The 26,882-nt window shown below is 43.1% G+C and carries 18 protein-coding genes; 7 read left to right on the forward strand and 11 right to left on the reverse strand.

All coding sequences use genetic code 11. The features are described from left to right. Nucleotides 1-58 precede the first annotated feature (58 nt). The 6 genes from BIW53_RS04840 to BIW53_RS04865 all read right to left on the reverse strand — a co-directional run bounded on the left by BIW53_RS04840 (nucleotide 59) and on the right by BIW53_RS04865 (nucleotide 8,255). Complete coding sequence (locus BIW53_RS04840; RefSeq protein ID WP_070990724.1) at nucleotides 59-2,305, reverse strand: NAD(P)-binding protein; 2,247 nt, start codon at nucleotides 2,303-2,305, stop codon at nucleotides 59-61. Nucleotides 2,306-2,327: 22 nt separating this feature from the next. Beyond that, the gene (locus BIW53_RS04845) at nucleotides 2,328-3,284 is read right to left on the reverse strand and encodes an acetoacetate decarboxylase (RefSeq protein WP_070990725.1); all 957 of its coding nucleotides are present in this window, start codon (nucleotides 3,282-3,284) and stop codon (nucleotides 2,328-2,330) included. Nucleotides 3,285-3,309: 25 nt separating this feature from the next. Then, the gene (locus BIW53_RS04850) at nucleotides 3,310-3,903 is read right to left on the reverse strand and encodes a hypothetical protein (RefSeq protein WP_070990726.1); all 594 of its coding nucleotides are present in this window, start codon (nucleotides 3,901-3,903) and stop codon (nucleotides 3,310-3,312) included. A gap of 349 nt (nucleotides 3,904-4,252) precedes the next feature. Beyond that, the gene (ccoG, locus tag BIW53_RS04855) at nucleotides 4,253-5,635 is read right to left on the reverse strand and encodes a cytochrome c oxidase accessory protein CcoG (RefSeq protein ID WP_070990727.1); all 1,383 of its coding nucleotides are present in this window, start codon (nucleotides 5,633-5,635) and stop codon (nucleotides 4,253-4,255) included. A gap of 144 nt (nucleotides 5,636-5,779) precedes the next feature. Continuing rightward, nucleotides 5,780-7,222, reverse strand: a complete 1,443-nt coding sequence (locus tag BIW53_RS04860; RefSeq protein ID WP_070990729.1) for a sigma-54 interaction domain-containing protein — start codon at nucleotides 7,220-7,222, stop codon at nucleotides 5,780-5,782. A gap of 79 nt (nucleotides 7,223-7,301) precedes the next feature. Beyond that, nucleotides 7,302-8,255 carry a GlxA family transcriptional regulator gene (locus tag BIW53_RS04865; RefSeq protein ID WP_175442091.1) on the reverse strand — a complete coding sequence of 318 codons (954 nt, stop codon included), beginning with the start codon at nucleotides 8,253-8,255 and terminating at the stop codon, nucleotides 7,302-7,304. A gap of 105 nt (nucleotides 8,256-8,360) precedes the next feature. Here BIW53_RS04865 and BIW53_RS04870 point away from each other — a divergent pair, with 105 nt between their 5' ends. Together BIW53_RS04870 and rsmF are read left to right on the forward strand one after the other, a co-directional pair. After that, complete coding sequence (locus BIW53_RS04870; protein ID WP_070990732.1) at nucleotides 8,361-8,786, forward strand: MAPEG family protein; 426 nt, start codon at nucleotides 8,361-8,363, stop codon at nucleotides 8,784-8,786. 108 nt (nucleotides 8,787-8,894) lie between these two features. After that, on the forward strand, nucleotides 8,895-10,334 hold the full coding sequence (rsmF, locus tag BIW53_RS04875; RefSeq protein ID WP_070990734.1) for a 16S rRNA (cytosine(1407)-C(5))-methyltransferase RsmF: 1,440 nt from the start codon (nucleotides 8,895-8,897) through the stop codon (nucleotides 10,332-10,334). 252 nt (nucleotides 10,335-10,586) lie between these two features. Here rsmF and BIW53_RS04880 read toward each other — a convergent pair whose 3' ends face one another. From BIW53_RS04880 to BIW53_RS04890, 3 genes are read right to left on the reverse strand one after another with little or no spacing between them, the layout of a single operon-like run. Continuing rightward, entirely contained in the window at nucleotides 10,587-12,089 is a 1,503-nt protein-coding gene (locus tag BIW53_RS04880) for an aldehyde dehydrogenase (NADP(+)) (protein WP_070990735.1), read from the reverse strand. Nucleotides 12,090-12,115: 26 nt separating this feature from the next. Continuing rightward, entirely contained in the window at nucleotides 12,116-13,117 is a 1,002-nt protein-coding gene (locus tag BIW53_RS04885; RefSeq protein WP_070990736.1) for a 4-hydroxyproline epimerase, read from the reverse strand. Nucleotides 13,118-13,122: 5 nt separating this feature from the next. After that, the gene (locus BIW53_RS04890) at nucleotides 13,123-14,034 is read right to left on the reverse strand and encodes a dihydrodipicolinate synthase family protein (RefSeq protein WP_070990737.1); all 912 of its coding nucleotides are present in this window, start codon (nucleotides 14,032-14,034) and stop codon (nucleotides 13,123-13,125) included. 253 nt (nucleotides 14,035-14,287) lie between these two features. On the opposite strand from BIW53_RS04890, the gene BIW53_RS04895 reads away from it, so the two are divergent. The 4 genes from BIW53_RS04895 (at nucleotide 14,288) to map (ending at nucleotide 17,874) form a co-directional block, all read left to right on the forward strand. Further along, nucleotides 14,288-15,532: an NAD(P)/FAD-dependent oxidoreductase gene (locus tag BIW53_RS04895; RefSeq protein ID WP_070990738.1), complete on the forward strand. Its 1,245-nt coding sequence runs from the start codon at nucleotides 14,288-14,290 to the stop codon at nucleotides 15,530-15,532. Between the two features lie 8 nt (nucleotides 15,533-15,540). Then, complete coding sequence (locus tag BIW53_RS04900) at nucleotides 15,541-16,758, forward strand: M24 family metallopeptidase (protein WP_070990739.1); 1,218 nt, start codon at nucleotides 15,541-15,543, stop codon at nucleotides 16,756-16,758. Between the two features lie 100 nt (nucleotides 16,759-16,858). After that, complete coding sequence (locus BIW53_RS04905) at nucleotides 16,859-17,089, forward strand: ParD-like family protein (protein ID WP_070990741.1); 231 nt, start codon at nucleotides 16,859-16,861, stop codon at nucleotides 17,087-17,089. After that, nucleotides 17,086-17,874, forward strand: coding sequence for a type I methionyl aminopeptidase (gene map / locus BIW53_RS04910; protein ID WP_070990743.1), 789 nt, complete (start codon nucleotides 17,086-17,088; stop codon nucleotides 17,872-17,874). Before BIW53_RS04905 ends, map begins: the two co-directional genes overlap by 4 nt. Nucleotides 17,875-17,977: 103 nt before the next feature. Here the strand turns inward: map and BIW53_RS04915 are convergent, their stop codons facing one another. Further along, entirely contained in the window at nucleotides 17,978-20,641 is a 2,664-nt protein-coding gene (locus BIW53_RS04915; protein ID WP_070990744.1) for a TonB-dependent receptor plug domain-containing protein, read from the reverse strand. A 378-nt stretch (nucleotides 20,642-21,019) separates the two neighbouring features. Next, a complete protein-coding gene (locus BIW53_RS04920; protein ID WP_070990746.1) occupies nucleotides 21,020-24,097 on the reverse strand; it encodes an error-prone DNA polymerase in 3,078 nt (1,025 codons plus the stop codon). A gap of 241 nt (nucleotides 24,098-24,338) precedes the next feature. Here BIW53_RS04920 and BIW53_RS04925 point away from each other — a divergent pair, with 241 nt between their 5' ends. After that, entirely contained in the window at nucleotides 24,339-26,867 is a 2,529-nt protein-coding gene (locus BIW53_RS04925) for a TonB-dependent receptor plug domain-containing protein (RefSeq protein ID WP_070990747.1), read from the forward strand. Nucleotides 26,868-26,882: the final 15 nt, after the last annotated feature.

A 26,882-nucleotide genomic window follows, 5' to 3' on the forward strand; every position in this document is an offset into this window, starting at 1 on the left:
AAAGTATAGTCTATTTACAGATCTCCCACCAAGAATATATGGGGTACATATTTACTTTCTATGCCCCATCAGGTTCGAAACCATTTTCTCCTGATATTTCATTAGGTAATCCACATATTGCTCGAGATGTTTGCATACCAGCCATCACTGCTGCCTCAACACAACCTGCATTGACACCTGTTTTTATCCAATCCCCTGTCAGATAAAGGTTTTCAAAAATACTACCATCGGTTGCTAAGCGATATCGACTACTTCCCGTTACCGACAACACATAACGCTCGCTGGGGTCAACGTTGACACGCCAGTATTGATAATTAAACCGAGCAATGTTTAACTCTCCAGCTGGCGCATACAGCACAGACCAATTAAATTGGTTACTGTCGTTGTAAGCATTAGGCCAAAGAGGCTGCATTTGGCTTTGTAATTTCTCAATTGCGTTAGCTTTAACTTTTGCCGTCTGTTCATGAACAAAATTATGCTCACTGCGCGGTGGATAGTCTGCACATGTAAATGCACTGCAAAAATAAGCAATATTATCAGGACCATCGCTTGGCCAGTCTTCAACACTTAATAAATTTGACATCGCCGCCCAAGTATCAAATGGTTGCGAAAACGCACTCAATATTGGCCGCTCTTCACTGGGTGGAGAATAGTTGAAACCCAATTGTTCATCGGTTTTATTCAGCCATAATTGGAATGCCTGTGTGGCAACGGTCTTCACTTTTGTTGCTTGTCCTTTTAACTTGTTATCTAATTGAAGTAGCTCAGGGCATAGGTGCTCCAATGCAGCCACAGAAATACCAAAAATAACTTTGTCAAAATCAACGCCACGCTTGAGCGTTTTGGTAGGTAACGGATTGCCGAACTGTTGTTGATAAACACTAGGCCAATCTGACCAGAACGATTCTAGGTTAATATCATGATCACGAATTAATTGTGCTTGCTCTGGGAGCACTTGATCTAACAAGGGTTTGCTGGGCCAACAAGGAAGACCCTTAACGAATACAAAAGGCTGGTAAGATTCATCTACCAAGGTAACTTGCTGTGTTATATGTATTTGTTCTACGACATCTTTTCCTTGCTCGTTTATACCTGGCCGTAATGAGCTAACCTCATTGAAAAACTCAAATTTCACACCTCGGCTTTGTAGCAACTCGTAGATCGGAGCAAAAATAACATCCCCCATTCCCGCTTGCATCTTCCACATGACTCCACCGTGGTAGCAAAGCATTAGCCTTAACATCGCCAAGGTAGCTACACCGGCTTCTACATCACCTTTGGAAAAATCACCATCTACGTAGCCAAATACCAAGTCATAGAACCCTCTAACAGGCGCTGACTCAACGGTGTAGTGCTCGTTTGCACCATTTTTTGCAAGCCAATCTTTAAAGTCGATATCATTGATACTGCCAAACCCATTAGCAAAGACTCGGTCTTTCAAAAGGCCTATAACCACCGCGATTCCAAGATCGGCACAAACATAGGCTCTACGGATGTTTGGATTCTCATCTAACAACTCTAATGCTTCACTGTTAAGCCAGCGTTTTAGTTTTCGGACCACATACCATACAACTAGCCTATCTTTGCTGTTGCTCATATCTTTATCTGCGGCACGCAAGGAAACTAAGCGCTGTAATTGTTGACCCAAAAGGCCTGGAGTCGACCAAATTTCTCTAAGCTCGTCGTGCGCACTTTGGAAAAAATCATGGACATCGTCTTCAATGTCGTCAAATGCGCTGCTAACTTGCGACGCCAAATGTTGGAGCAAACTACGATCTCGACGTTTCGTGGTCTGCAATCGGGTTTGTTTGTGATGCTTTGAAATTTCCGTCTCCAACGTTCCGATAAACTTTCTAAGCCAGGCGATCGCAAGCTCTATAAGCTGCCAAAAATGGAGATCCAATGTACCATCAGCCGGGTTGCCGTTGATCACTGGAAAGTCAATTGGCCACGTTTCCCACTCGTTGTCTATGTACTCTTCAAGCACTACAAAACTATGAGGTTTAAACGCATCCTGCCAAGTGCTCAATGGCATATCACTGGGTCTGTTCAGCTTGTTGTAGACATTCTCAATCGCTCGAAACGAATTGACGTACGCTCCGAACCACACGTGTAAGCCGTGCTCTTCAATGCGCTCCCCAATCTGTGAATTTCGACCACTGGCGCCTTTTCCCCCTAAACGCCAGCCTAATTGATATACAGTGATATCATATTTTTGTTGCCAATCGGGTTGCTCTGTTAAATAAACCGCAGCCGTCATTGCTGATACTCCACCGCCGAGTATCGCGATTTTTTCTTGACTCATGATTTTTATCCTTGCTCAACAATTACGCGCCGCTGACGATTTCATAGGCACCGTCTTGATCAAAGTCCATAGAGACATAGTACGGAAGTTTGGCCATTTGCTCTCCAATGTCGATACCGAACATATCGTTAAGTGGAAAAGCATCCAAACGGTTGATGGTTACTTTAAATTCATCCTTCAAAAAGCCCATTTTATGAATGCGCTTTATTTCTGAAGGAGAATGTACGACCGCTTTGTACACGGCATTTTCAGCAAAGCCATCAGGGAATTGTTTAAACAGAATTTGGTCCATTTGGGGGTGTGTGAAGCCGGATAGAAACTGCTTCAGTAAATCAGCACTAATATTGATTTCATCACAGCTTGAATGTAATAAATCAGCCACTTCATGGCCTATTTCGAATAGCTCTTCAAACCAACTATCGTCATCTGAGTGCCTTTTAATATTTAGTAACTCATGCCAGGCCATTTTTGTATCAGGGCTGTAAGGGTTAAAAGTCTCCATGCTTAACGAGAAAAAATCAGCTTTCTTGTGAGACTCTGGCATTTCATAACGGCATTGATACTTATTATAACCCCATGTTTCTCTTCCATTTATCAATGCGTTTATATTATTGACTGTGATAAAGGCTGGGTACCAATATAAATGGGTCATTTTGTTAGTTGCACTGTCTATTTGAGCTATTGGCAACCATACAATGATGTCTGTTTCTTGCATCCAGCCGTAACTTCTGAACGGCTCTACTTTGGATGCAATATTTTCGATATCGGTGAAAGTGAGCAAGCAATACGAGGACAAAGCTCTAAAATGAAACTCGCTATTACTTATGCTATTGAGAGTATTATCTACATAGCTCTGTATAGAAACATATGTACCTTTAATGAAAAAGCCATACATCATAGCATTAATCATTCTACAAGGCGGTTTGGCGATTGGGTTTCCCAGAAAGTGCTGGTAGGTGCCGTATTGCTCTTCGCTCATGGTTTATTCCTTCATTTTGTACCTGTTAATCCACTTCTAGCTGCTCCTGTTCAAGTGAGTGCTGAAGCATGACAATTTGCTGTTCGCACAAGTGAGTATAGTGAAGGTATGCATATTTGTTGAACTGATTAGATAGTGCGTTCATAAAACCGTGGTTATATCGCGTTCGAGTACAATTAACATTCGCCATTTTCTGTAGCGTCTGTATCACGGGAGTCAGTTCAAAATGCTCTTCTTGTTGTGGAAACAACAAATCTACCTGACATTTTGGTTGAACATCGACATAGTTTCTAATTTGTCCGGGGTAAAATCCGATAAGTTTTTTAGGCTGACCACTTTGCATATGTGCTATAGCACGCCATGCAGCAGAGGCACCAGCACTGAAAGCGATAACAAGCTGGGGACGGTGTAGTGCAATCGCCCTTTCTACTTTGCTCATATAATTATCATGACCAACAGTATTGACGAATTGTGTATACACGTCTTCTTCATCGCGCTGACGTATAGATTGCTTTGTATCATAGGGGGAGCAAATGACAATGCCACCGACAAGTTCATTGGCAAAGGCGTCTAAATTGGCTGTGTGGCCATATATATCACTGACTATTAGCGTTACCATATCGATCTATCCTTTTTATAAGTAGGTATTGCTGATGAAATGTTACGCCAACTCTTTATTTTATCGGATATAGATATAATTGTATATTAAACTCAGCGCCCATTATTGCGTGCATGTCCATTGTCAACGGGCTCAAATATCTTATCAATTTTTATAGCTGGCTAATTAAATCTAGCAGTACGAACACGTTTGTAAACACTTTTAAAACGAATATTTTACATGCTGGATAATGATTAAAATATGACTAATTTGAGACACTTTTAAGTGCGGCTTCTCTTTGCCTTGTATGTAGCACCTGAATGTGTCTAGAAGGCGCTTATAGGCGCACAGCCAAGTGCGCCTTCCTCACTTATTCACTATAAAAATAACTTGTTTTTTCAAGTTGAATTGTACTGTCTTCTACCGAACTGACGACAAAAGTTACTTTGTGAACTTTATGCTTTAGGTTGTGCTGATCTGCGGTAATAGTAACGGGAACCAATAACATTTGACCTGCCGCGATTTTTATATCGCTTGGCGCAACAAGGTTTGCCCCATAGAAACCGTTTAGTCCAATGTTGTAGCTTAATGTCTGTTGAGTTTTGTTGATGATACTCAAGGTGTATGGGTTTTCTACTATCCCCAGGTAGTCTAAACGATACAACACATTTCGGTCTCTTATCACAGATACTTCAAGGGGGGTTCTAAGTGAAAGCCACACCGCCATCGTAGCAATTACTACTCCAGTTAAAACAGCATATCCAACAAGTTTCAATCTAAATGGTTTAGTGAGTTTTCCAGCCATCTGGTGTTCACTTTTGTAGCTGATCAACCCGTTTTTGTAGCCGAATTTGTCCATGGTCTGATCACAAGCATCAATACATAAACCACAGTTAATACACTCATATTGCAGGCCATTGCGAATATCAATTCCCGCGGGACACACTTCAACACACAAATTGCAATCTACACAATCACCTAAGCCGAGTTTTGATGGATCATCCTTTCTTTTGCGACGACCTCGCTGCTCTCCGCGTAAAGAGTTATAACTGACCACTAACGTGTCTTTGTCGAACATTACTGATTGAAAACGTGAATAAGGACACGCCACTGTACACATTTTTTCTCTTAAAAACCCAGCATTTCCATAGGTGCAAAGCGTAAACAAGAATACCCAGAAACTAACTAATCCGGACCACTGCAAGGTGAACATATCAGCGTAAAGCGTTGATACAGGGACAAAATAAGCCATAAAAGATGTGGCGGTGAGCAATGACATCAACAGCCAAATGCTATGCTTGGTGAGCTTTTTTCGAGTTTTACTTAAATTCCAACCGCCTTTATCCATCTTAATGCGTTGATTACGCGTTCCTTCTACTTTGTGTTCAACCCATGTGAACATCAGCATCCAAACTGTTTGTGGACAAATAAACCCGCACCAAACACGTCCCAACCAATTTGTAACAAAAAACAGTGCAAAGGCGCCTGCCATAAACAGCCACGCCAGCAACATAAAATCTTGAGGTAAAAATGTTGCGCCAAAAATCCTAAATTGCTGATGCGCCACATCAAACAAAATGGCCTGCTGTCCTTGATAGCTGAGCCAAGGGAGGCCAACAAAAATAAGCATTAGAAACCAGCTTAGATAGCGCCTGATGCGTTGAAAGTGTCCTTTTTGCTCACGAATATAAATTGGCCCTGAATGTTTATAGGGCTTGATGATGAGGTCTTCTTCTTTGATGTCAAACTTCATAATACTTCTGCTTGTATTTGTTAATAACGAACACAAGCAGTTCTGCAACTTTCAGACCAAACTGAAACTTAATTTAAAGTATTGATTTGTATAACTTTAATATCATCTGCACAGACAAGAATCGTGAAATATCACGAAATAACGCTAAATATCACGATTTCTTTCAATGCCTAGCTTTTTCATTTTTGAACGTAACGTACTTTCATTCAACCCCAGTTTACTTGCTGCACCATTGACCCCAGCCACTTTCCAAACACAAGATTCCAACACACCTAGAATATGCGCTCGTTGCGCTTGCTCTAAAGACAAATCCTGCTTGGGTTCGTTCGATGATGCAGTTGCCTGCGATGATAATGGTTGTGACAACTGTAACAGCTTGGATGCACTTAAAATGGCTTCTCGTTCTAATACATTCTGTAATTCGCGAATATTACCAGGCCAATCATAGCGCTGAAGTTTACTGAGTGCACTTTTCGACACCCCTTTAAAATGCTTACCAAGTCGCTTGTTCAACTGCTTAATTATATTGGCTGACAACACAGGTATGTCTTCTTTTCGCTCTCTAAGCGCTGGTACTTGTATGGGGAATACGTTAAGCCTGTAATACAAGTCCATACGAAAGCTTCCTTGCTCTACCATCTGCCACAACGTTCGATTGGTTGCAGCAATAATACGAATGTCTACAGAAATAGTTTGACTGCCTCCGACTCGCTCAAATTCCTGTTCTTGAATGACACGTAATAATTTGCTTTGCGCTTCTGGTGACAACTCACCTACTTCGTCTAAAAATAACGTTCCGTTATTCGCCAGCTCAAAACGGCCCTTACGTCGTTCGTTAGCGCCTGTAAAAGCCCCTTTCTCATGACCAAATAGCTCTGATTCAAGCAAACTTGGCGTAAATGCCGCACAATTGACTCGGACAAAAGGTTGCTCAGAGCGGGCGCTTAAACGATGTAAATTCCTGGCAACCAACTCTTTGCCTGTCCCGTTCTCCCCCTGAATAAGTACGGTACTGTTGGTTTGACTCACTAATTCAATTTGCGCCAGCATCGCTTTAAAAATGTGACTACAGCCCACCAAACCAGACTCCTGCCAGTCCTGATTCAGTTCAGCGAGTAGATATGCATTTTCATCCTGAAGCTGCTCACTCAATAGCTGGACTTTATCCAAGGCATTGCGCAAAGCCTGTTCTGTTTCATGTTGTTTAGATACATCACGAAATATTGCAACCGCACCTATCAACTTGCCATCTCTGTAAATAGGCGTAGAAGTATACTCAACTGGAAAACTCGACCCATCTTTGCGCCAGAACACTTCGTCCGTTACATGGCGACGTATTCCATCAAACATAGTGCAATATATTTGACATTGTTCAGCGGGGTAAGGTGTTCCATCAGCATGGCTATGATGATGATACTGGTGTATTTTTTTCCCCAGCAACTCTTCAGCGCGCCACCCTGTCATGCGCTCTGCAGCCGGGTTAACGAATACAGCATTACCTGAGAGATCAAAGCCATAAATCCCCTCTCCAACCGCATTTAATAGCAACTCTGAATCACCTAGAAAATGATTAACTACACTAGTCATAACTCACCTCGCGAAATATCACGACAAACTATATCACGACAACCAAAGTAAAGTTCAATAAAAAATATAACCTCGACACTTAGCCAAATTGTGCCCTGTACTCGTTGAGTGTTTTCCCATATTGCTCCTTGAATATACGGTTGAAAGATCCAATATCTTGATAGCCAACTTGCCACGCTACATCATTTGCATTCATTCGCGTGGTGCGTAACAGTTGCTTTGCCTTTTCCAATCTGGCCAACCTGACATAATGAGAAGGTGTAAGTCCTATTTGTTTTTGAAAGCGCCTGATCAACGTTCGCTCACTGACACTCAGCTGCTTAGCCAAAGAGTCCACTGTCAGTGCGCCTGATAAGTTGTTCTTGATGTAATTTTGCAACAACAATAACCGTTCGTCCTGATGTAGCTCAAATGCACCTATTTGCATAAATGGTTGCTGTGAAGTTGTAAGTTCAGGAATAGCCAGCCACGACGCTAATTCATCCGCAAGTTCAATACCACAGGTTTGACGTATGAAATGAAGCATCATCGTAAAGTAGCATTGTGCAGCCCCAGATGTGATCACCTTGCCATCTTGTAAATACACTTTTTCCTGACTGACTTTCAGTTTTGGAAAATACCGCTGAAAAAACGTCTTAAGCCACCAGCTACTGGTGACATGGTAGGGATCTAAAAAGCCGCTGGTTGCTAAGTAACATACAGATGTACAGGTAGCTATTGTATACTCACTGCTCTGCGCAAGCTTATTAATATGCTCCCTGTACGGCACGAATGTATTACACGCCTGCCATAGTTTTTTCTGACCTTGAAATTGACTGCCAATCCACAGCATAACATCGGCACTGTGCAAGTCAGCTAATTTAATATCGCAAGCTATTTCCAAGCCCTGACTCGTCCTGACTTTTTCGGCCTCAATGCCTACTAATTGCCAGCTAAACACAGACTTCTTTGCCAGCGTATTTGCAACATTTAGTATATCTATTACTCCCGTGATGCCTGTTGCTAAAGCACCTTCAGGGCAAATAATAGCCACATGATACATATGTCAGTTTTACCGTTTAAAATGTCATAAATGACACGTTAACGCGATTGATAACTCGGGTAAAGTAAATTTAGTTTTCAACAAGAGGGTGTAATTATGTGGGTTCACTATCCGATTATGTTTTTAATTTTCTTAATGTGCTTTTTATGGTTGCTGACAACAGGCTTACGCATTTGCGCTTTTAAAAGTAAGCGTGTTTCAGTGTATGACATTCAATTTGTAGCAAAAAGCAACTTTGAACAAACGACCGCATTGGCTGGAAATAGCTATGACAACCAGTTCCAGCAATCAACTCTCTTTATTGTTTTGCTGTGCTTGCTAGACCAACAAAATATTGAGGGACACTTTTGGTTTGTGGTCAGTACATTTTTTGTTGTTGCTCGTTACTGGCACTGTTTTGAACACATCGTGTGTAGAAACCTTTTGATGAGAACAATCGCTTTTGCACTAGCCAGTAGCTGTTTCTTTATCGCCTGGTTTGCATACCTGTATGTCAACATCACAGGTATTGTCTCACCTTAAAATTGTTTCAGTTAGTTAAACGCTGGGTTTTAAAAGGACTTTTAGCCCAGCACTAAACAGTGATAAAATAGTATCTTGCCGTGAAATTCAACGCCTAGGTCAAATTTTTTGAATACTTCTACCTACATCCCAGAGTCCTTTTTAGCTGACGTTAAGAGCTATATTCCTGAACACCTGACAATTGAAGATTTCGTAAAAGCTTGTCAGAGCCCCTTGCGCCGCTCAGTACGCGTCAACACCTTAAAAATGTCGGTTGAAGAATTTAAACAATATTGCCACACCAATGATTGGCTCATTGATGCTGTACCTTGGTGCGATAATGGTTTTTGGCTAACACGCCCTGAGGCTGAAGAAGAAAAATTACCCATAGGTAATACTGAACTACACCTAAGTGGTTGTATCTATGTGCAAGAAGCAAGCTCTATGTTGCCACCTATGGCATTAGCTGAAGCTCTTGAGGATAGTCAAGTTGTGTTAGATATGGCAGCTGCCCCTGGGTCTAAAACATCACAATTAGCAGCAATGATGGATAACCAAGGTGTATTGATTGCCAACGAACTCTCATCCTCACGCGTTAAGGTGCTAGCAGCCAATATGAAACGAATGGGTGTTGCTAACTGTGCACTGTCTCATTTTAACGGCTCTATTTTTGGCGACTATATGTTTGAGTGCTTCGACAGCATTTTGCTTGATGCACCTTGCTCTGGTGAAGGTACCGTTAGAAAAGATGCAGATGCGCTAAAGAACTGGTCACTTCAGTCAAATATCGACATAAGTGATGTTCAAAAACAGCTTATCCGTAGCGCATTTTTTGCTTTGAAACCAGGCGGTACGCTCGTTTACTCAACCTGTACACTCACGCCTGTGGAAAATCAAGCCGTCTGCTCTTACTTGCTAGAACAGTTCAAAGGGCTGATAGAAATAGAGCCATTGGATAAGCTATTTGATGGCGCTGAAAAAGCCACGACTGATCAAGGTTATTTGCACGTATGGCCACAGATTTTTGATAGTGAGGGCTTTTTTATCGCAAGATTTAAAAAGACGGGCTCTGTGGACAATCCGGAGCAAAAAATAAAAAAAGGAGCGTTCCCATTTACTGCCACTGATGTGAAATTACAAAACACGTTCCATTGTTATATCAAAAAGCATTTTGGTATCAAAACATTAAGCGGCAATTTAATGACCCGTGATAAAGAGTTATGGCTGTTCCCTGATGCTTTAGAGCAACTACAAAATAAGATTAAGTACGCAAGACTAGGCATACAAATTGGTACAACTCACAAAAATGGGGTACGTCTAGAGCATGAATTTGCTACAGCTCTTGGTCATCATGCGACTGACAACACTCTAGCCATGAGCCAACAACAAGCCTGTGATTATTTTCAAGGAAAAGACATCCGTCTTGCACAACCCACAACAAAAACCGGCGAGGTTATTTTAACCTTATGTGGTGCTCCCGTTGGCTTAGGCAAATGGCAAAAGAATAAAGTAAAAAATAGTTTACCACGTGATTTAGTCAGCAATGCGCAGTTAATAACTTGGGTATAACTTGAAGATATCTTTTGGGTATTTTTAGACTAAATAGGAATATATAGCTTAACTCATTGATTTAAATTAACTTTAAATATATTTCATATGTTTGTAAGTTTTGTGAATAGTTAACTACACTTAAATTACTTTCTACTTCTCCCTAATGTATAGAAGGTGTTTTTAAGTAACGCATTGGCTCATATGAGCCATCCCCTAAACCCAGAGCATCCCTTTGCTCTGGGTCTTTTTTTGCTTAACATTTATCAACAATCAATCAGCCCGTTGACGGCACAATGGCCTTAAAAAACGCAGCATGGCATTTAGACCAACCGACGTACTTCTCACATCGGTGCTTGATGGAAATGGACCACCATGGTTCATAGAAGGACATACTTCTACACCTGTAGGCATCTGATTTTCAATTAATCTTCCTACTTTGTACTGTAATGACTCAATCACCTTAGCATGATTAATAAAATCACCATCAGTACCATGGATTGACGCCGTTAACTGCCCTTGTAAGTTATCCACAAGCTGTAGTAATTGCGCTTCGTTTTCGTAGGTAACCAACATCGCACACGGCCCAAATACCTCTTCATGCAATGCACTATTAGCTAAATATGTATCTGCATCGGTGGCAAACAAATGGGCATTGGCATGAAACTGCTGTTGTAGTAGCCCCTGCGCCAACAAGGTTACACCCGATGTTGCTTTGAGTGTCTCCACGCTTTGTTTAAAACTGTTCACAATGTTGGGTGATAACAGCGTATCGGACTGACTACTACTTAACTGTTGCTTCGCAGTCTCGATAAACACATCACTGCCTTTGGGTACTACCCACAATCCAGGGCTTGTACAAAATTGACCATTACCCATCAGTAAAGACTGACATAATTGCTGGGCCAATGCTTCACTGTGCTGTGCCGCATGTTCGGCAAAAATCAACTGTGGATTAATACTGCCAAGTTCGCCATAAAATGGAATATGCTCAGCACGTTTACCTATGGTATCCATTAATTTTTGAGCAACAGTAAATGACCCAGTAAAGCCAACTGCTTTGATTGGGTCCGCAGCCACTAACTGATGTGCAATGTCATAGTTTTTTGCTTGGATCATTGAAAAAACCCCAGCAGGCATGTTCGTTTTGGTAATTGCCCTGTCTATTGCTTTGCTCATCAATTCACTGGTTGCAGGATGTGCCGTGTGACTTTTCATGATCACAGGGCATCCAGCTGCCAGCGCGGATGCTGTATCACCACCTAATGTAGAAAAAGCATATGGAAAATTCGATGCACCAAAGACTGCAACCACTCCTACCGGTAAATGACTTAACTTGGTATAAGGCTTTGGTAAAGGCGTTCGGTTCGGGTCCGCCTTGTCTTGTTGATCTAAGTTAAGAACCCCATTGCTGCTTTGCTCCAAGGCATGGGCGAAAGCGCGCAGCTGATTAATGGTGCGCCCTCTTTCCCCTTGTAATCTGGCAATTGGCAAGTTCGTTTCTTCATGAGTCACATGGATTAATGCCTCACCAAGTGCTTCTATTTCATCCGCGATAGCAAATAAAAACGTGGCACGTTGTGCAAAGCTTGTTTGTCTGTAGCTAACAAATGCCTGCTCCGACGCGGTTATCGCATCGTTCAGCATCTGCGAAGTCGCTTCGTAGATAGGGGTTGTTAACGGCTGGTTGTGTTTTGGAGAAAAACCAAAAAACGCCTGTGCATTTTCGGCTTTTTGCCATTGTCCAGCTATGTAACTTGCACCACTTATCTCCATGGTTTGCTCCTGTTATTTCGTTTGGGTTAAATCACTTGGAAGCCAAAAGCATAGGGATCACTATCATCCACGCTAATGTTACTAGTACCTGTTACTTTTGACCATCCTCGGATACTGGGTAAAATTGCTGACTTTCCAGCCACTTCTGTTACACCTTCAATACAGCCCACAAACTGACTGCCAATATAGCTTTCATGTACGAATGACTGTCCAACCTGAAGTCGTCCTTTGGCAAACAACTGAGCCATTCGCGCGCTCGTGCCCGTTCCACAAGGTGAACGGTCTATAGCTTTGTCACCATAAAACACCGCATTGGCTGCGCTCGAATCCGCATGTTTTGGCTGTCCGGTCCAAAGTACATGCGATGCGCCATTGACGGTTGCATCTAGCGGGTGAATACATTGCAAAGTTTGATTAATGACATCACGCACTGTGGGGCTGTGCTTTAATATCTGCGCTGCATTCCAGTGCTCTATTCCCGGAAAGTTTGGCTGAGGCTCAACAATGATGTAAAAGTTGCCGCCATAAGAGACATCAACCTTCAAGCTACCTAGCTCTGGCACCTCAATCATGACATTTTCATGAGCAAGATAAGCGGGTACATTGAACAGTTTGACCCACTTCACACTGCCATCTTCCATCAAATACTCAACGTCAACTCTGCCGGCTGGCGTATCAAGCTTCAGTTTGTTGTTGTGGGTTGGTTGAATAAGGCCCTGCTCTAATGCAAACGTCACAGTCCCTATCGTGCCATGACCACACATAGGTAAACAGCCTGATGTTTCAACAAATAAAATGCTTGCATCACCATCACAGGTTGTAGGCGGATAAATAAATGAACCTGACATCATATCGTGACCTCTAGGCTCAAACATCAACGCCTGACGGATCCAGTCAAACTCAGCCATAAAGTGCTGGCGCTTTTCACTCATTGTGTCACCCCGCAAATTGGGGTGACCACTGGTGATCAAGCGCACAGGGTTGCCACAGGTGTGGCCATCAATACATGAGAATGTCCCTTTGCGCATACATGTTAATCCAGTTTGAACTTACTAAGATCAATACGTGTCGTCATCGCTTCGTCGTATAAACGATTGATCATTGCTTTTTCATCTTCAGGCAAGCTCAAACGCGGCGCACGCGTCACTTGTGAACCTCGACCCGCCAATTGTTCAGCATACTTAATACACTGTACTAATGTCGGGATGGTATCTAAACGGAGTAAAGGTAAGAACCAACGCCAGATCTCTTTTGCTTCTTCATAACGCCCTTGACGTGCGAGCTCATAGATAGCAACTGACTCTCTGGGGAATACGTTGGTAAGGCCAGAGATCCAACCAGTCGCACCTAACATCAGGCTCTCAAGCGCGATATCATCAACCCCGCCGAAAATAATAAATCTATCAGCAAAAGCGCTTTGTAGTTCAGTGATGCGGCGAGTGTCAGTCGTCGCCTCTTTGATAGCTACAATATTTTCCTCATTCGCCAGTACCTTCATGCCTTCGATTGAAACATCAACCCCATAGGTTACTGGGTTGTTGTAAATCATCACAGGCAAAGACATGCTGCGCGCCACTTGTTGATAATGATAAATTGCTTCTCGCTCCGTTGAGCGGTACACCATCCCTGGAAGCACCATTAAACCGTCAATGCCAATTTCTTCTGCATCTTGGCTAAACTCTATAGCAAACTGAGTGGTTGTTTCTGCAACACCTGTAAGTAGAGGAACACGGCCTGCTACCACTTCTTTTGCAGCTTTTAGAACATCGCGCTTTTCTTCGGCGCGTAACGAACAATTTTCTCCGACAGTACCCAGTACGATGATGCCATGTACACCTTCGTTAATCAGCGCATCTATCATGCTCTTTGTTGTCTCAAAGTTAATACTACCGTCGTCATTGAATTGAGTGGTAACTGCTGGGTAAACCCCTTGCCATTCGATCATTTTATTTGTTCCTCATTGGTTTTTGTGTTTACCATCTTAGGTATATTGTATACAATAATCAATATTCAATTGTAAAAATTATTTTTATTAACCCTATTAAAAATACAATTGACAGCTTAAAAGATTGATTTTTAATGACTAAATTGCACTTCGCTTAGCAGAACAAAATCTTTCCGATGGTTAAAATACACAGATACAATTTGGTAAATTTTCATGTTCAACTTCCAAATCGTATCCCGCAGAGGAAAAATGCATGGCCCAACAAAAACAACATATTGCAGTCATTGGCGCGGGTATAGTCGGCTTATGTACAGCGAAAAGGCTTCAGGATTTAGGCTTTTCAGTCACATTATTTGACCCAACCGGTATTGCGCAGCGCTGCTCAAAAGGCAATGCCGGACACTTTGCATCAGAGCAAGTATTTCCACTTGCCAGCGCAAAGTTACTCCCCAAACTACCTGGTATGCTGCTTAATCCCCTTGGTCCTCTTAGAATTGATTGGCGCTATGCATTGAAAATGCTGCCTTGGTTTTTGAGCTTTCTATTGAATATGCGCCCTACTTCATTTAAAAAACATACACAGGCGCTCAGAGCTCTTAATGAATCCTCTCTGGCAGCTTACCAAGAGCTACTCGCTGATAGTGACTATGGCTCACTCATTACTAAAAATGGCTCGCTGCTCACTTTTGAAACCAGTTCATCAAAACGTGTAGAAAAAACCTATCTAGCGTTTAAAGCGCAAGGCGTTTCAATAAAGTGGTTAAAAGGCAAAGAAATACAAGCGTTAGAACCGACGCTAAGCAGCAATGTAAAACATGCCTTACTATTTTGTGATGTTGGGCATACCACTGACCCTCATGTATTGTGTCGTCACATTTATCAACGATTTGTTGAAAATGGAGGCCTTTTTGCGCGCACTGAGATCACAGAGATCACACCAAAGTCCAATCAAGTAGAGCTATTAACTGATAAGGGTGAGAACCTAGTGTTTGATAAAGCCGTTTTGTGTACCGGTGCTTGGAGCAAGCCTCTAGCAAAGCAGCTAGGTTTTAAAGTGCCTCTAGACACTGAGCGTGGTTACCATGCAATGTTGAATGAGCTCGGTGCTTTATCGCGTCCAGTTGCATCTGCTGAAAGACAGTTTATCATCACCCCCATGCAGTCAGGGTTACGATTAGCTGGTACTGTTGAGTTTGCAGGGCTAGATGCACCAGAGCGAAATGAGCGAGCAACCATGTTACTTGCCCATGCTCAGCAACTTGTTCAAGGGCTTGAGCAAAGCCAAGTGACACAAACGTGGATGGGGTGTCGCCCTTCTTTGCCGGACTCCCTGCCCATTATTTGCCGGTCTCCAAAGCACGACAATATTTTATTTGCGTTTGGCCACCAACATTTAGGCCTGACTCAAGCTGCCATCACCGCAAAACTCGTTGGCCAACTATGTATGGGTGAACAACCCGCTCTTGATTTAACCCCCTACAGAATCGATCGATTTTAGGAGTAATTATGACAACTATAGGTATAGGTACACACTCACAACAGCAAGCTCTCGATGCATTAGAAGATATGACCCAAGGGGTGAACGCAATTCAATATGATGAATACTTAGAGCGTATTGCAAAGGCACAGCGTTACATGCAACAACATGGTATTGATGCCATCTACCTCAATGCAGGCACTAACTTGAAGTACTTCACAGGAATGCAATGGTATGCCAGTGAACGTCTTGTTGGCGCAATTCTACCCGCTTCAGGCACTGTTGAGTTTATAGCTCCATCATTTGAAATAGGTTCGTTACTTGATTACCAAGTTGTCGAAGGGCCTATTAACGACTGGCAAGAACATCAAAGCCCATATGCGCTGTTTGCTCAAGTCTTAGAGAAAATGGGTATTAGCAAAAATGCCACTGTTGGCATCGATGAAAGTACCGCGTTTTTTGTAGCTGATGGTATTCGCCTCGAAGCGCCTGAGCTTAACTTAATTAATGCGCAGCCGGTTACAGCTCATTGTCGAATGCACAAATCTGACAACGAGCTAGCACTCATTCAGCGCGCCATGGATATGACTTTAGCGGTTCATAAAGCAACAGCGAGCATGTTACACGAAGGGATCACCACTACCGAAGTTGAAGCCTTCATTAATCAAGCTCATAAAAAAGTAGGCGCACCAGGCAACTATTTCTGTATTGTGTTGTTTGGCAAGGCCAGCTCTTTCCCGCATGGCGTTAAAGAGCCACAGGTCCTGAAAAAAGGCGATATCGTGTTGGTTGATACCGGCTGTAAACTAGAAGGTTATCTATCTGACATTACCCGTACCTATGTATTTGGCGATGCAAACGAGCGTCAGCGTACCATGTGGCAGCATGAGAAAAATGCCCAGTTGGCAGCGTTTGAAGCTGCACAAATCGGCAAGACTTGTGGTGATGTGGACTACGCAGCTCGTAGCTACCTAGCATCAGTTGGCCTTGGCCCTGATTACGATTTACCAGGCTGTCCACACAGAACTGGACATGGTATTGGTTTGGACATTCATGAATGGCCATATTTAGTTAAAGATAACCCACAACATCTGGCCAAAGGCATGTGTTTTAGTAATGAGCCTATGCTTGTGGTTCCTGATGAGTTTGGAGTGCGTCTTGAAGATCATTTCTACATGACCGATCAGGGTCCAAAATGGTTTACACAACCTAGCCACAGTATTGATGACCCGTTTGGGTTGGGCTAATCAGATAATTAAATATCTGTGAAAGGGGCAAATATGCCCCTTTTCTTTTTTTAATTCAAAATATACAATCTATATATAAAACATATATAGGATGTATACTTTGGGTATTGTTAAAATTTCCGATGAACTTCATGAAGAGCTGCGCACAGCGTCGCAAGTGATGTCTCGTTCAATCAATTCACAAGCAGAGTTTTGGATCAAAATGGGTCGCTTAGCTGAACTCAACCCTGACAAAACATTTGCGCAACTCATCCAAGCCGAGCTCGTTCGAGCTGAGCAAATTCATGCCGAGCAAACCTCAACACTTAAAACAACAAGGTGTCACGAATGAGTGAAGTAGTCATCAAAACCGATGAACAAATTGCCTTGATGCGCGAGTCGGGAAAACTATTGGCTCAGGTATTTGTGATGCTTGATGAGGTTGTTAAGCCTGGTATCTCAACCATGGAAGTAAATAACCTTGTGGATCAATTCATAACCAATGATCTTAAAGCCCGCCCTGCATCAAAAGGTCAATATGGCTACCAATTTGCACTCAATAGCTCTGTCAATAATGTGGTTTGTCATGGTATCCCTAACTATTCTGAGGTGCTGACAGAAACCGACATCGTTAATTTTGATATTACGCTTGAGAAAAATGGCTATATTACAGACTCAAGCAAAATGTACGTGATGCCCAATGCCACTGACAGTGCAAAACAGCTTGTGAGCGTAACACAGCAGGCTATGTGGCAAGCAATAAAGTTGGTTAAACCCGGTGCTAGATTGGGTGATATTGGTCATATCATCGCAAAAACAGCACACCAAAATGGTTATAGCGTGGTACGAGAATATTGTGGCCATGGCATTGGCCAACAAATGCATGAGGCCCCCGATGTACTTCACTTCGGTAAACCTAACACAGGTTTAAAACTGCAACCAGGCATGACCTTTACCATTGAACCTATGATCAATCAGGGCAGCGCAAAAACCATCACTAAAGCAGATGGCTGGACCGTAGTCACCAAAGATAAACGCCTTTCAGCACAAACTGAACACACTATTTTGGTCACCAAAACAGGCTTTGAAGTACTCACATTACGCCCAGAAGAAGCTGCATTGATAGCTGGCGAATAATCGCAGGTTAGAAAAGCGTAGCGCTTTCCAACCTCCGTGCAAAAATAAAATGATACAAAAAAGCCCGGCTATACCGGGCTTGTTACTTTTGGTTGTTTAGCAATTAGAACTTGTAGTCAAACTTGATGTAAGCCTGACGGCCAAGGGTGCTGTGTGTTTTAGCATCAATACCCATAGCATCAGAAGGCACGAATGGTGCTTCTTCGTTAAATAGGTTCGCAGCCCCTAACGTCAAGGTTAAGTCTTTAAATCCAATGTAGCTCACAGTTGCGTCATACGTTGTCCAAGAGTCAATCTCGTACTTGTTGCCATCGCTGTCTGCTAAGTCATTGTATGAATCAATAAAGTTGATGTTCAGCGTTGCTAACCAGTCGTTGTTTGCCCAGTCCACACCCGCAGTCCAACGGAATTGTGGATGCTCATGCTCACCATTTAGGTCTTCAACCACAATGCTGGTGTTACCATCATCATCACTTTCAAAAGACTGCTCTTCAAAGTTCAGAGCATAAGTCAGGTTATAGGTAAACTTGAACTCACCCATGCTTTGTGTGTTTAGCGCATACGCAAGGTTGACATCAAAACCATCTGTGTCTCGGCCACCGATGTTAACGAATGTATCGTTGATTCTTAAGATACGACCTAAAGTACTACCCTGCATTGGTGCACGAAGAACTAAGTTAGGATCGGTACTACAACAATCTACTAGCTTTTGCGCGCCTATTTTCTTGATCAAGTCATCTTGATCATAGTTCCAGTAATCAACACCAATACTGAAATCATCCGTCGCCTGCCATACTACACCTAAGTTGTAGTTTTCAGATGTCTCTGGTTGTAGCTCTTTGTTACCTGCAACCACGGCTGTGTACTCTGTTGGTTCACAATCTGCCTCAGCGCCCGTTTGACGACAACGCTCTTTATCGATAACCGAAGGTGACTCATCGGTACGACCTAAGTGAAGCTGTACCAGTGAAGGCGCTCTAAACGCAGTTCCCCATGAACCACGTAGCACTAACGAATCAATTGGTGCCCAACGAAATGCTACTTTAGGGTCTGTTGTTGTACCAAAGTCACTGTAATCTTCATGACGAACCGCCAATTGTAACTCAAGCGTATCAAGCACTGGTACACTGAATTCAGCGAATACAGCTGTATTATCTCTGTCACCGTTTGCTTGAGTCGCTTCCGTTCCGAAAATCTCACCACGTAGGTACTGTGAATCTGGGTTATCTTCAATTTTCTCACGGCGTGATTCAAAACCAAATGCCGCTGCAACATAACCCGCATCTAGCTCGAATAACTCGCCAGAAATCGTACCATCTACTGATTGCATAGTTGATGAACCATAACGCGTTGTTGTAGTTTCAAAGTATGCTAGGCCTTCAGCGGTATTAGTGCTTGGTTCAAACGGGTTCCATAACCCCTTATCAATAGCTTCTTGCGCTAAACGTTTGTTCGGGAAACCATCAAAACCTTTTTCAACTGCGCTAGAACGGATAGTCGAGTATGCAACTTCCCAATCCCAATCATTGTAGTTACCACGTGCACCAATCACAGCACGGTAATATTCTGAATCTACATCTTTTTTACGGTTACCGATATCAACAGTACGACGACGCATTGAAATATCTACACCGTGTAAGAAATGCGAAGGGTCACCAGCCAACGGATGATTTGGGTTATCCCCCATCATCGTTAATTCAGTGAAGCTTGGGCTACCCGCACCTTGAATAAATGTAGAGGCGTGCTGCGCTGCAAACTCAGCAAAGCCCTCAACGCCATCAGCTAGTTCCTGTACACCGTTATAACTAAAGCTTACACGCTCTGTTGATGGAATTAACGACATGTGTGGTGCATAGTCATAACGACAGATATCACCGATAATCATTTCTTCAGGACAGGTATCATTACCCCATACGTCAGCAAAAATAGTTTGGCGAATAGGTGTGCCATCATCTGCTGTGCCAGTCACAGGCAATCGAGCCCACTGCTCATCAGTTAGCATGCCTTTAACCACTTCTACGCTACCAGGAAAGCCTGATGAACTCAGTGAGTTGTTGCCGCCTCTAAAGCGCTGATCAGCAGTCGCTGTATAGTCTCTGTCACCATAGAAAACGTCGCCACGCTTGAAGTAATCCAATGCGAAGTTATGTTGACCTTTATCTGTTGATGAACCCCACAGTAGTGTGAAGTTTTGCTCTTCACCGCCGCCGTCAGCTGTGTCTGATACTTTACCTGATAATTCAAAACCATCTATATCATTACGTAAAATGATATTGATAACCCCGGCAACCGCATCCGAACCATAAGTCGCTGATGCACCATCTTTTAGAATATCGATACGTTTTACAGAAGATACAGGAATGGTATTTAAATCAACGAATGATGTTTCAATGTCTTTTGCGAATGGGCTTACAGCCACACGGCGACCATTAATTAAAACGAGCGTTGAAGATGCACCTAAACCTCTTAGTGCAACACTTGAACCACCGTTTGCCGTATCGTCACTTGAGTTGCCTTGAGTACTAAATGTACCAGCACCTGATACTGGTAGCTTTTGCAGCGCACCGATTAAGTCTGTTGAACCAGTTGCAGCAAGGTCGCCTGCTGAGATTGATTGAATTGGAGATGGGCCTTCCATATCCGTACGTTTAATGTGAGAGCCAGTAACTTCGATGCGCTCAACTTTTTCATCCGCTGCCACTGCCAGTTGTGTTTGGCCTAGTAACATGGCTGCTGACAATGCACTTAATGTAAATATTGGTTTCATTGTTTGCTTTTCCCTGTTGTAGTGTAAGTTATTGTTTTAATTAACCTGTATTGTTCTATCACATATTTAGGCAGTGTACAATTCGACACTTTTCTAACATTTTTCTGTATATAATTTTCATTTGCGCAAGCAAAAGGAAAAATAGAAATTTAAAATCAACAAGTTATTAACTGTATCAAATGCTTTTCAAAAAAAATTTATACAGACAAATTAATGACCAATCATATTTTTTTTAAGACCAAAATGTTACATTTGATGTCTAGCACAAAAGAAATGGTTAAAAATCCACCTAGACTAACAACACGCAATCTATCATTTGTCCCGAACTGAACACTCCATTATTTACATTTTAAAAACAATAAGATGTTTTTTTTCCAACTAATGAAATTGCCTAGAATCACTTTTTAGAGCCCGTAATAAATCACTACGATCGAGCAATCTACCAGCAATAACATGAATGACTTCACCACTGCGCTCTAATACCCCTTTGACCTCTAATATCTTGGCGCTCAAATATGCCTGTTTTTGTGCACGCGCTGTGGCTGACCACACCACCACATTGATGTTGCCTGTATCGTCCTCAAGAGTAAAAAATGTGACTCCAGCTGCGGTACCAGGCGCTTGTTTGCCTGTCACTACTCCAATCACAGTCACAAGTTGTTGGTCCGCTATACCGCTAAGCTGCGCCATACGCGTAAATCGCCCTAATCGACCGGCTTCATCTAATAACGTGATGGGATGTTTATGTAGCGTCAGACCCATAACTGCATAATCCTCAAGCATGTTATCTAGTTCACTCCCCTCACCTAACGGTGCTACAGTTGGCACCTCTGGACTGCCACTATTGGCAAATAAAGGTAACTCAACATCCTTGTTCATCAACTGCCATCGTGCACTGTAACGGCCATCAGAAAAACACGCCAAAGCATTTCCTGAGGCAAGAAGTTCCATAGTGCATGAATCCACACCCACTTTGCTTAGTTGCTGAATATTTTTATATCCCCCTTCAGGGCGATGCGCTAGCAGTGTTTTGATAGCTCTTGCTTTTAGCCCTTTTATCATCCTTAAACCTAAACGAATCGCAAAATTGTGTTTTGATTGAACCACTTCATGATCAAGCTGTGAAGCATTCACACAGACGGGTAAAATAGCTATTCCATGACGCTGTGCATCCTGACATAATTGCGAGGCGCTATAAAACCCCATGGGTAGACTATTTAACAAAGCCGTGTAGAAAAAAGCCGGAAAATAATATTTCAGCCAGGCCGAACTATAGGCCAATACAGCAAAAGAAGCTGAGTGACTCTCAGGAAAACCATATTCACCAAAGCCACAGATCTGAGCAAAAATCTGCTCTGCATAACTCCGTGTATAACCCCTTTGCTGCATACCGTTTAGTAACTTATCTTTAAATTGCCAAAGCTCACCTGTTTTTTTCCAAGATGCCATTGCACGGCGTAGCCGATCTGCCTCGCCACCGCTAAACCCAGCAGCAACCATTGCTAATTTAATAACTTGCTCTTGAAATATCGGTACACCTAAAGTTCGGGATAAAACAGACTCTACATCATCGGATGGATAGCTCACGGGTTGCTCGCCCGCTCGGCGCTGCAAAAATGGGTGTACCATTTTGCCTTGAATTGGGCCCGGCCGTACAATGGCTATTTGAATGACTAAGTCATAGTAGCACGCGGGTTTTAACCTTGGTAACATGCTCATCTGGGCACGAGATTCAACTTGAAAAACGCCCACAGTGTCGGCTTTTTGCAGCATGCCGTAAACCTGGGAGTCATCCCCTAAACGCGTGATATCCGCAATATTCCACGCATAACCAAAATGCTGCGCGATAGAATCAAAAGATTTTCTGATCGCACTCAACATGCCAAGCGCCAAAATATCAACTTTCAGCAATGATAAGCTCTCAAGGTCATCTTTATCCCATTGGATCACTGTACGAGCCTCCATGGCTGCGTTTTCTATGGGGACTAGCTCGTATAAAGGTCCGGATGAAATGACAAACCCGCCCACATGCTGAGAAAGGTGCCTAGGAAACCCCAGTATTTCATTCACCAACTCAATAAAAAGCTGTCCTTGATAAGAATTAGCATCTAATCCCAGTTCACTCAATTGTGATTGCCAAGAGACAAGTTTGTCTCGCCGATTAACCTGTCTTACAAAGTAGTCAAGTTGCGTGCTGTCCATTGCCAGCGCCTTACCCACATCTCGCACTGCGCTTTTAAAGCGATAGCTGATCACCGTTGCAGCAAGTGCTGCTCGCTCCCGACCATATTTTTGGTAAATATATTGGATCACTTCCTCGCGGCGATGGTGTTCAAAGTCAACGTCAATATCAGGTGGCTCATTACGCTCTTGACTGATAAAACGCTCAAAAAGCACCGAGATCTGCCGAGGATCAACGGCTGTTATTTGCAGGCAGTAACAAACCACTGAATTAGCTGCTGAGCCTCGACCTTGATATAGGATCCCCTGTCGTTTAGCGAACATAACCACATCGTGAATTGTTAAAAAGAAATAGGGATAATTCAGCTGCTCTATCAGTAACAATTCTTTTTCTATCAACGCTTCAATGTCATCGGGCACACCATCAGGAAAACGAAGCTGCTTACCTTCATTTACCAAACAGTATAAATAACTCATAGCACTGTGACCTTGAGGGACCAATTCACTGGGATACTCGTATCGCAAACTCCCTAAATCAAAGGTGCACCGTGCTGCAATGTCACAGGCAGTGTCTAGCCACTGACGACTAAACAGTTTACTCAGTTTAACCTTGCTGCGCAGCGCTCGCTCTGTATTTGATAAGAGCTTTTCTCCAAGTTCACTCACAGCGCAGTTATGCCGGATCGCCGTGAGTGTATGTTGTAACTTCTGCCGCTCACTAACGTGCATTAGCACCCCACCACAGGCTGTAACTACCAAAGAGTACTGCTTCGCAAGCTGCTGGCAGTGAAGAATATAAGCTTTGTCGTGATGATTAAGATGCCGCTGCACACCTAACCATACCCGCCCTTGATGATATTGTTTGAGCCATGCAGCCCAATGGGCATCTTGCTCATCAAAGGCTGGTAGCCAAATAATAAAGCACTGTTTTACAGACAGAATGTCCCATAGATTCAGCTCATAACGGCCCTTATCACAGCGTTTTCTCGCATTACTGATCACGCGACATAGCTCCGCATAGGCCTGACGATTAGGACTGAGCAAAACAAACTGTAGCGATTGATATTTAAAAAAGCTGCCTACTATCAACTTAATGGATAGCTTGTTATCTTTTATAGCCCGATAGGCTCGTACCACCCCGGCGACAGAACACTCGTCACAAATCGCCAGCGCATCATAGGCCAAAAAATCAGCTTGTTTGATGAGTTCTTCAGGGTGAGAAGCGCCTTGTAAAAATGAAAAATTACTTTGGCAAAATAGTTCGGCATAGCGCATAAATGAACAAAATACTAAATACTGTACATAAACACAGTATTTAGTATTTTGAGGCAAAGATCAATGATCCAAAAAAGTACACTGAACCTTGGCTGAGCCACATGACCATAACTAAAATCACAGAAAAAATTATTAAATATTTCTGATTTAAAAACAAAGTCATTGCACAGCATTTTTTTTTATGACAACGTGCTGTCGCACGAATTTAATTAGATTAATAACAATCAACAGAGTAGTAGTTATGACAGGACCTATTAAACTTTCTCCAGTGGCGCTTGCTTTATTTGCCAGCACCTGCGCAATGGCCCAACAAGCCAATGACGAAAAAATTGAAACCATTTCCGTACTTGGTTCCAAAGTGTCAAACCGTACCGCCACCGAATCAACCTCTCCAATCGATATACTAGATACTAAGCAGCTCAATAAAGGCGGTTTTACCGAGTTGGGTCAGAGCTTACAATCTATTGCTCCATCGTTTAACTTTAGCCGAACACAAGTCTCTGATGGCTCCGATTTATTTCGCCCTGCAACACTTCGAGGCCTACAGCCAGACCAAACCTTGGTACTGATCAATGGTAAACGCAGACATACGCAAGCCATATTTGGTCTATCTGGCACGGTGGGCGCCGGTGCGGCGGGTACGGATATGAACTCAATCCCGTTAATGGCGCTAAAAAATGTTGAGATTTTAAGAGATGGTGCCGCAGCACGTTACGGCTCAGATGCAATTGCCGGAGTTATCAACTTATCACTGAACGACAGCACGGGCGTAACAACTGGGTTCTTCCAAGCAGGCGCAACTGGCGAAGGAGATGGTGATACATACTCTTTCGGTCTTAACAGAGGTTTTGACTTGGGTAATGAAGGCGGGTTTATTAACCTTTCATTAGAGTACCGCGACGGAGATAGCACCAACAGAGCCGAACACGACACAGGCGGATCATCAACAATAGCACCTGGTGAATTATCGGATGAAGTACGCTGGCGTCAGGGGAACTCAGACACCGAGTTTGTGTCTGTGTTCTATAACGCCGCATTACCTGTTGGCAACAAGGAGCTTTATTCTTTCGCTGGGTTCTCAAACCGTACGGCTTTTGGTAACGGCTTTTATCGTGACTTTAATCGCGCAGAAAGAAACGTCCCACAGGTTTACCCTGACGGATTCCTGCCAAGAATCGACAATGAAGCACAGGATATTTCTTTTGCGGTAGGTTTCAAAGGTGAGCTAAGCCCAGATTGGAACTTTGACTTATCAACCGTATACGGTGAAAACCAATATGATTACTCATCGTCAAATACCATCAATGCTTCATACGCTGCACAGTACTTAGCCCAAAACCCCAGTGCATCGGCGCAAGATATTGCCGACAACGCAGGTCCAACAGGCGGTTACTCAGGTGGTTTTAGATTTGACCAATGGACAACAAACTTAGATATCAATGGTATTATTGATATCTCTGGCGCAGAGCCGATTTACCTTTCGATTGGTGCTGAATATCGCAAAGAAAACTACCAAATTGTACCTGGCGAAGTAGCATCTTATGCCTGTGGTACTGCCAATGCCGACCGCTCATTCCCATCGGTTATCAACCCTGAGGTATTTGCAGACTGTGGCTTTCAGGCCTACCAAGGGCTTAGACCTGATGCTGCCAACAAAGCGGATCGCTCAAGCTATGCACTCTACGTTGAAGCAGAGACTCTACTAAATGAAGACTGGTTGGTAAGCGCTGCGCTGCGTTATGAAGATGTATCAAACTCAAATGACGATACCATCTGGAAACTAGCGACTCGCTATGAAGTAACCGAAGATTTCGCGGTACGCGCTGCGGCCTCTACTGGCTTTAGAGCGCCATCATTACAGCAATCTGGGTATACCGCATTTACCACGACACTCGGTGGCGACGGTGCCTTGGCCACTTCTTACACAGCAACTGCAGGTTCGCCATTCCCAGCTGCGCTTGGAGTCGATGGTTTGAAACTAGAATCATCAGATAACTACAACTTAGGCTTTGCGTGGGACGCTAGCAGTGATTTATCGATCACCTTAGATTTCTATCAAATCAAAATCTATGACCGCATCAACCTAGGTAGCTTTATTGGTGTTGATAGCGATGAGCTACAAAACTTCCCAGCAGCCAATACTGCATTGGCAGCTACGGGAGCTGTACAGGGTAACTTCTTCTCTAACTCGCTAGACTCAACTACCAAGGGCGTGGATTTTATTGCCTCTTACAGCCTTGAGTTGGCAGGGGGAGATTTAGACATTGCCTTTGCTGCAAACAAGAATAAAACAACAATCGATCATGTTAATTCGCCAGCAGGGATCCCCGAGACTATCGCATTAGATGAACAGCGTCGTTCATTCTTAACGCATGGACAACCGCAAGAACGTGCCACATTAACCTTTGATTACCAAAAGGATAAATGGAGCTCTTTAGTAAGATTCAACTACTTTGGCGAAACCGAAGTCAGCTACTTTGCTGGCAAACACATCACGCTACCTGATTTCTTATCACCTACCAACGACTGGCAAGACACCAGTGTGGTTGAATCAGCAGTGCTGGTTGATGTGAATGTAGGCTACCAATTAAACGACAACATTAACCTGTCGATGGGTATTGATAACCTCTTTGACGAAACACCTGATGAGCTCGGTGAAGACGAAGTGCTTAACTTTATCACCAACGGTGCGATGCGCTATCCACTTCGCGCGCTGCCATATGGCTTTGACGGCATGACCTACTACGCGAAGGTGAATTTTAGTTTTTAACTCAGTGTGCAGCGG

Origin of the sequence: Pseudoalteromonas byunsanensis (genome assembly GCF_001854475.1) — a bacterium.
Lineage (GTDB): Bacteria > Pseudomonadota > Gammaproteobacteria > Enterobacterales > Alteromonadaceae > Pseudoalteromonas > Pseudoalteromonas byunsanensis.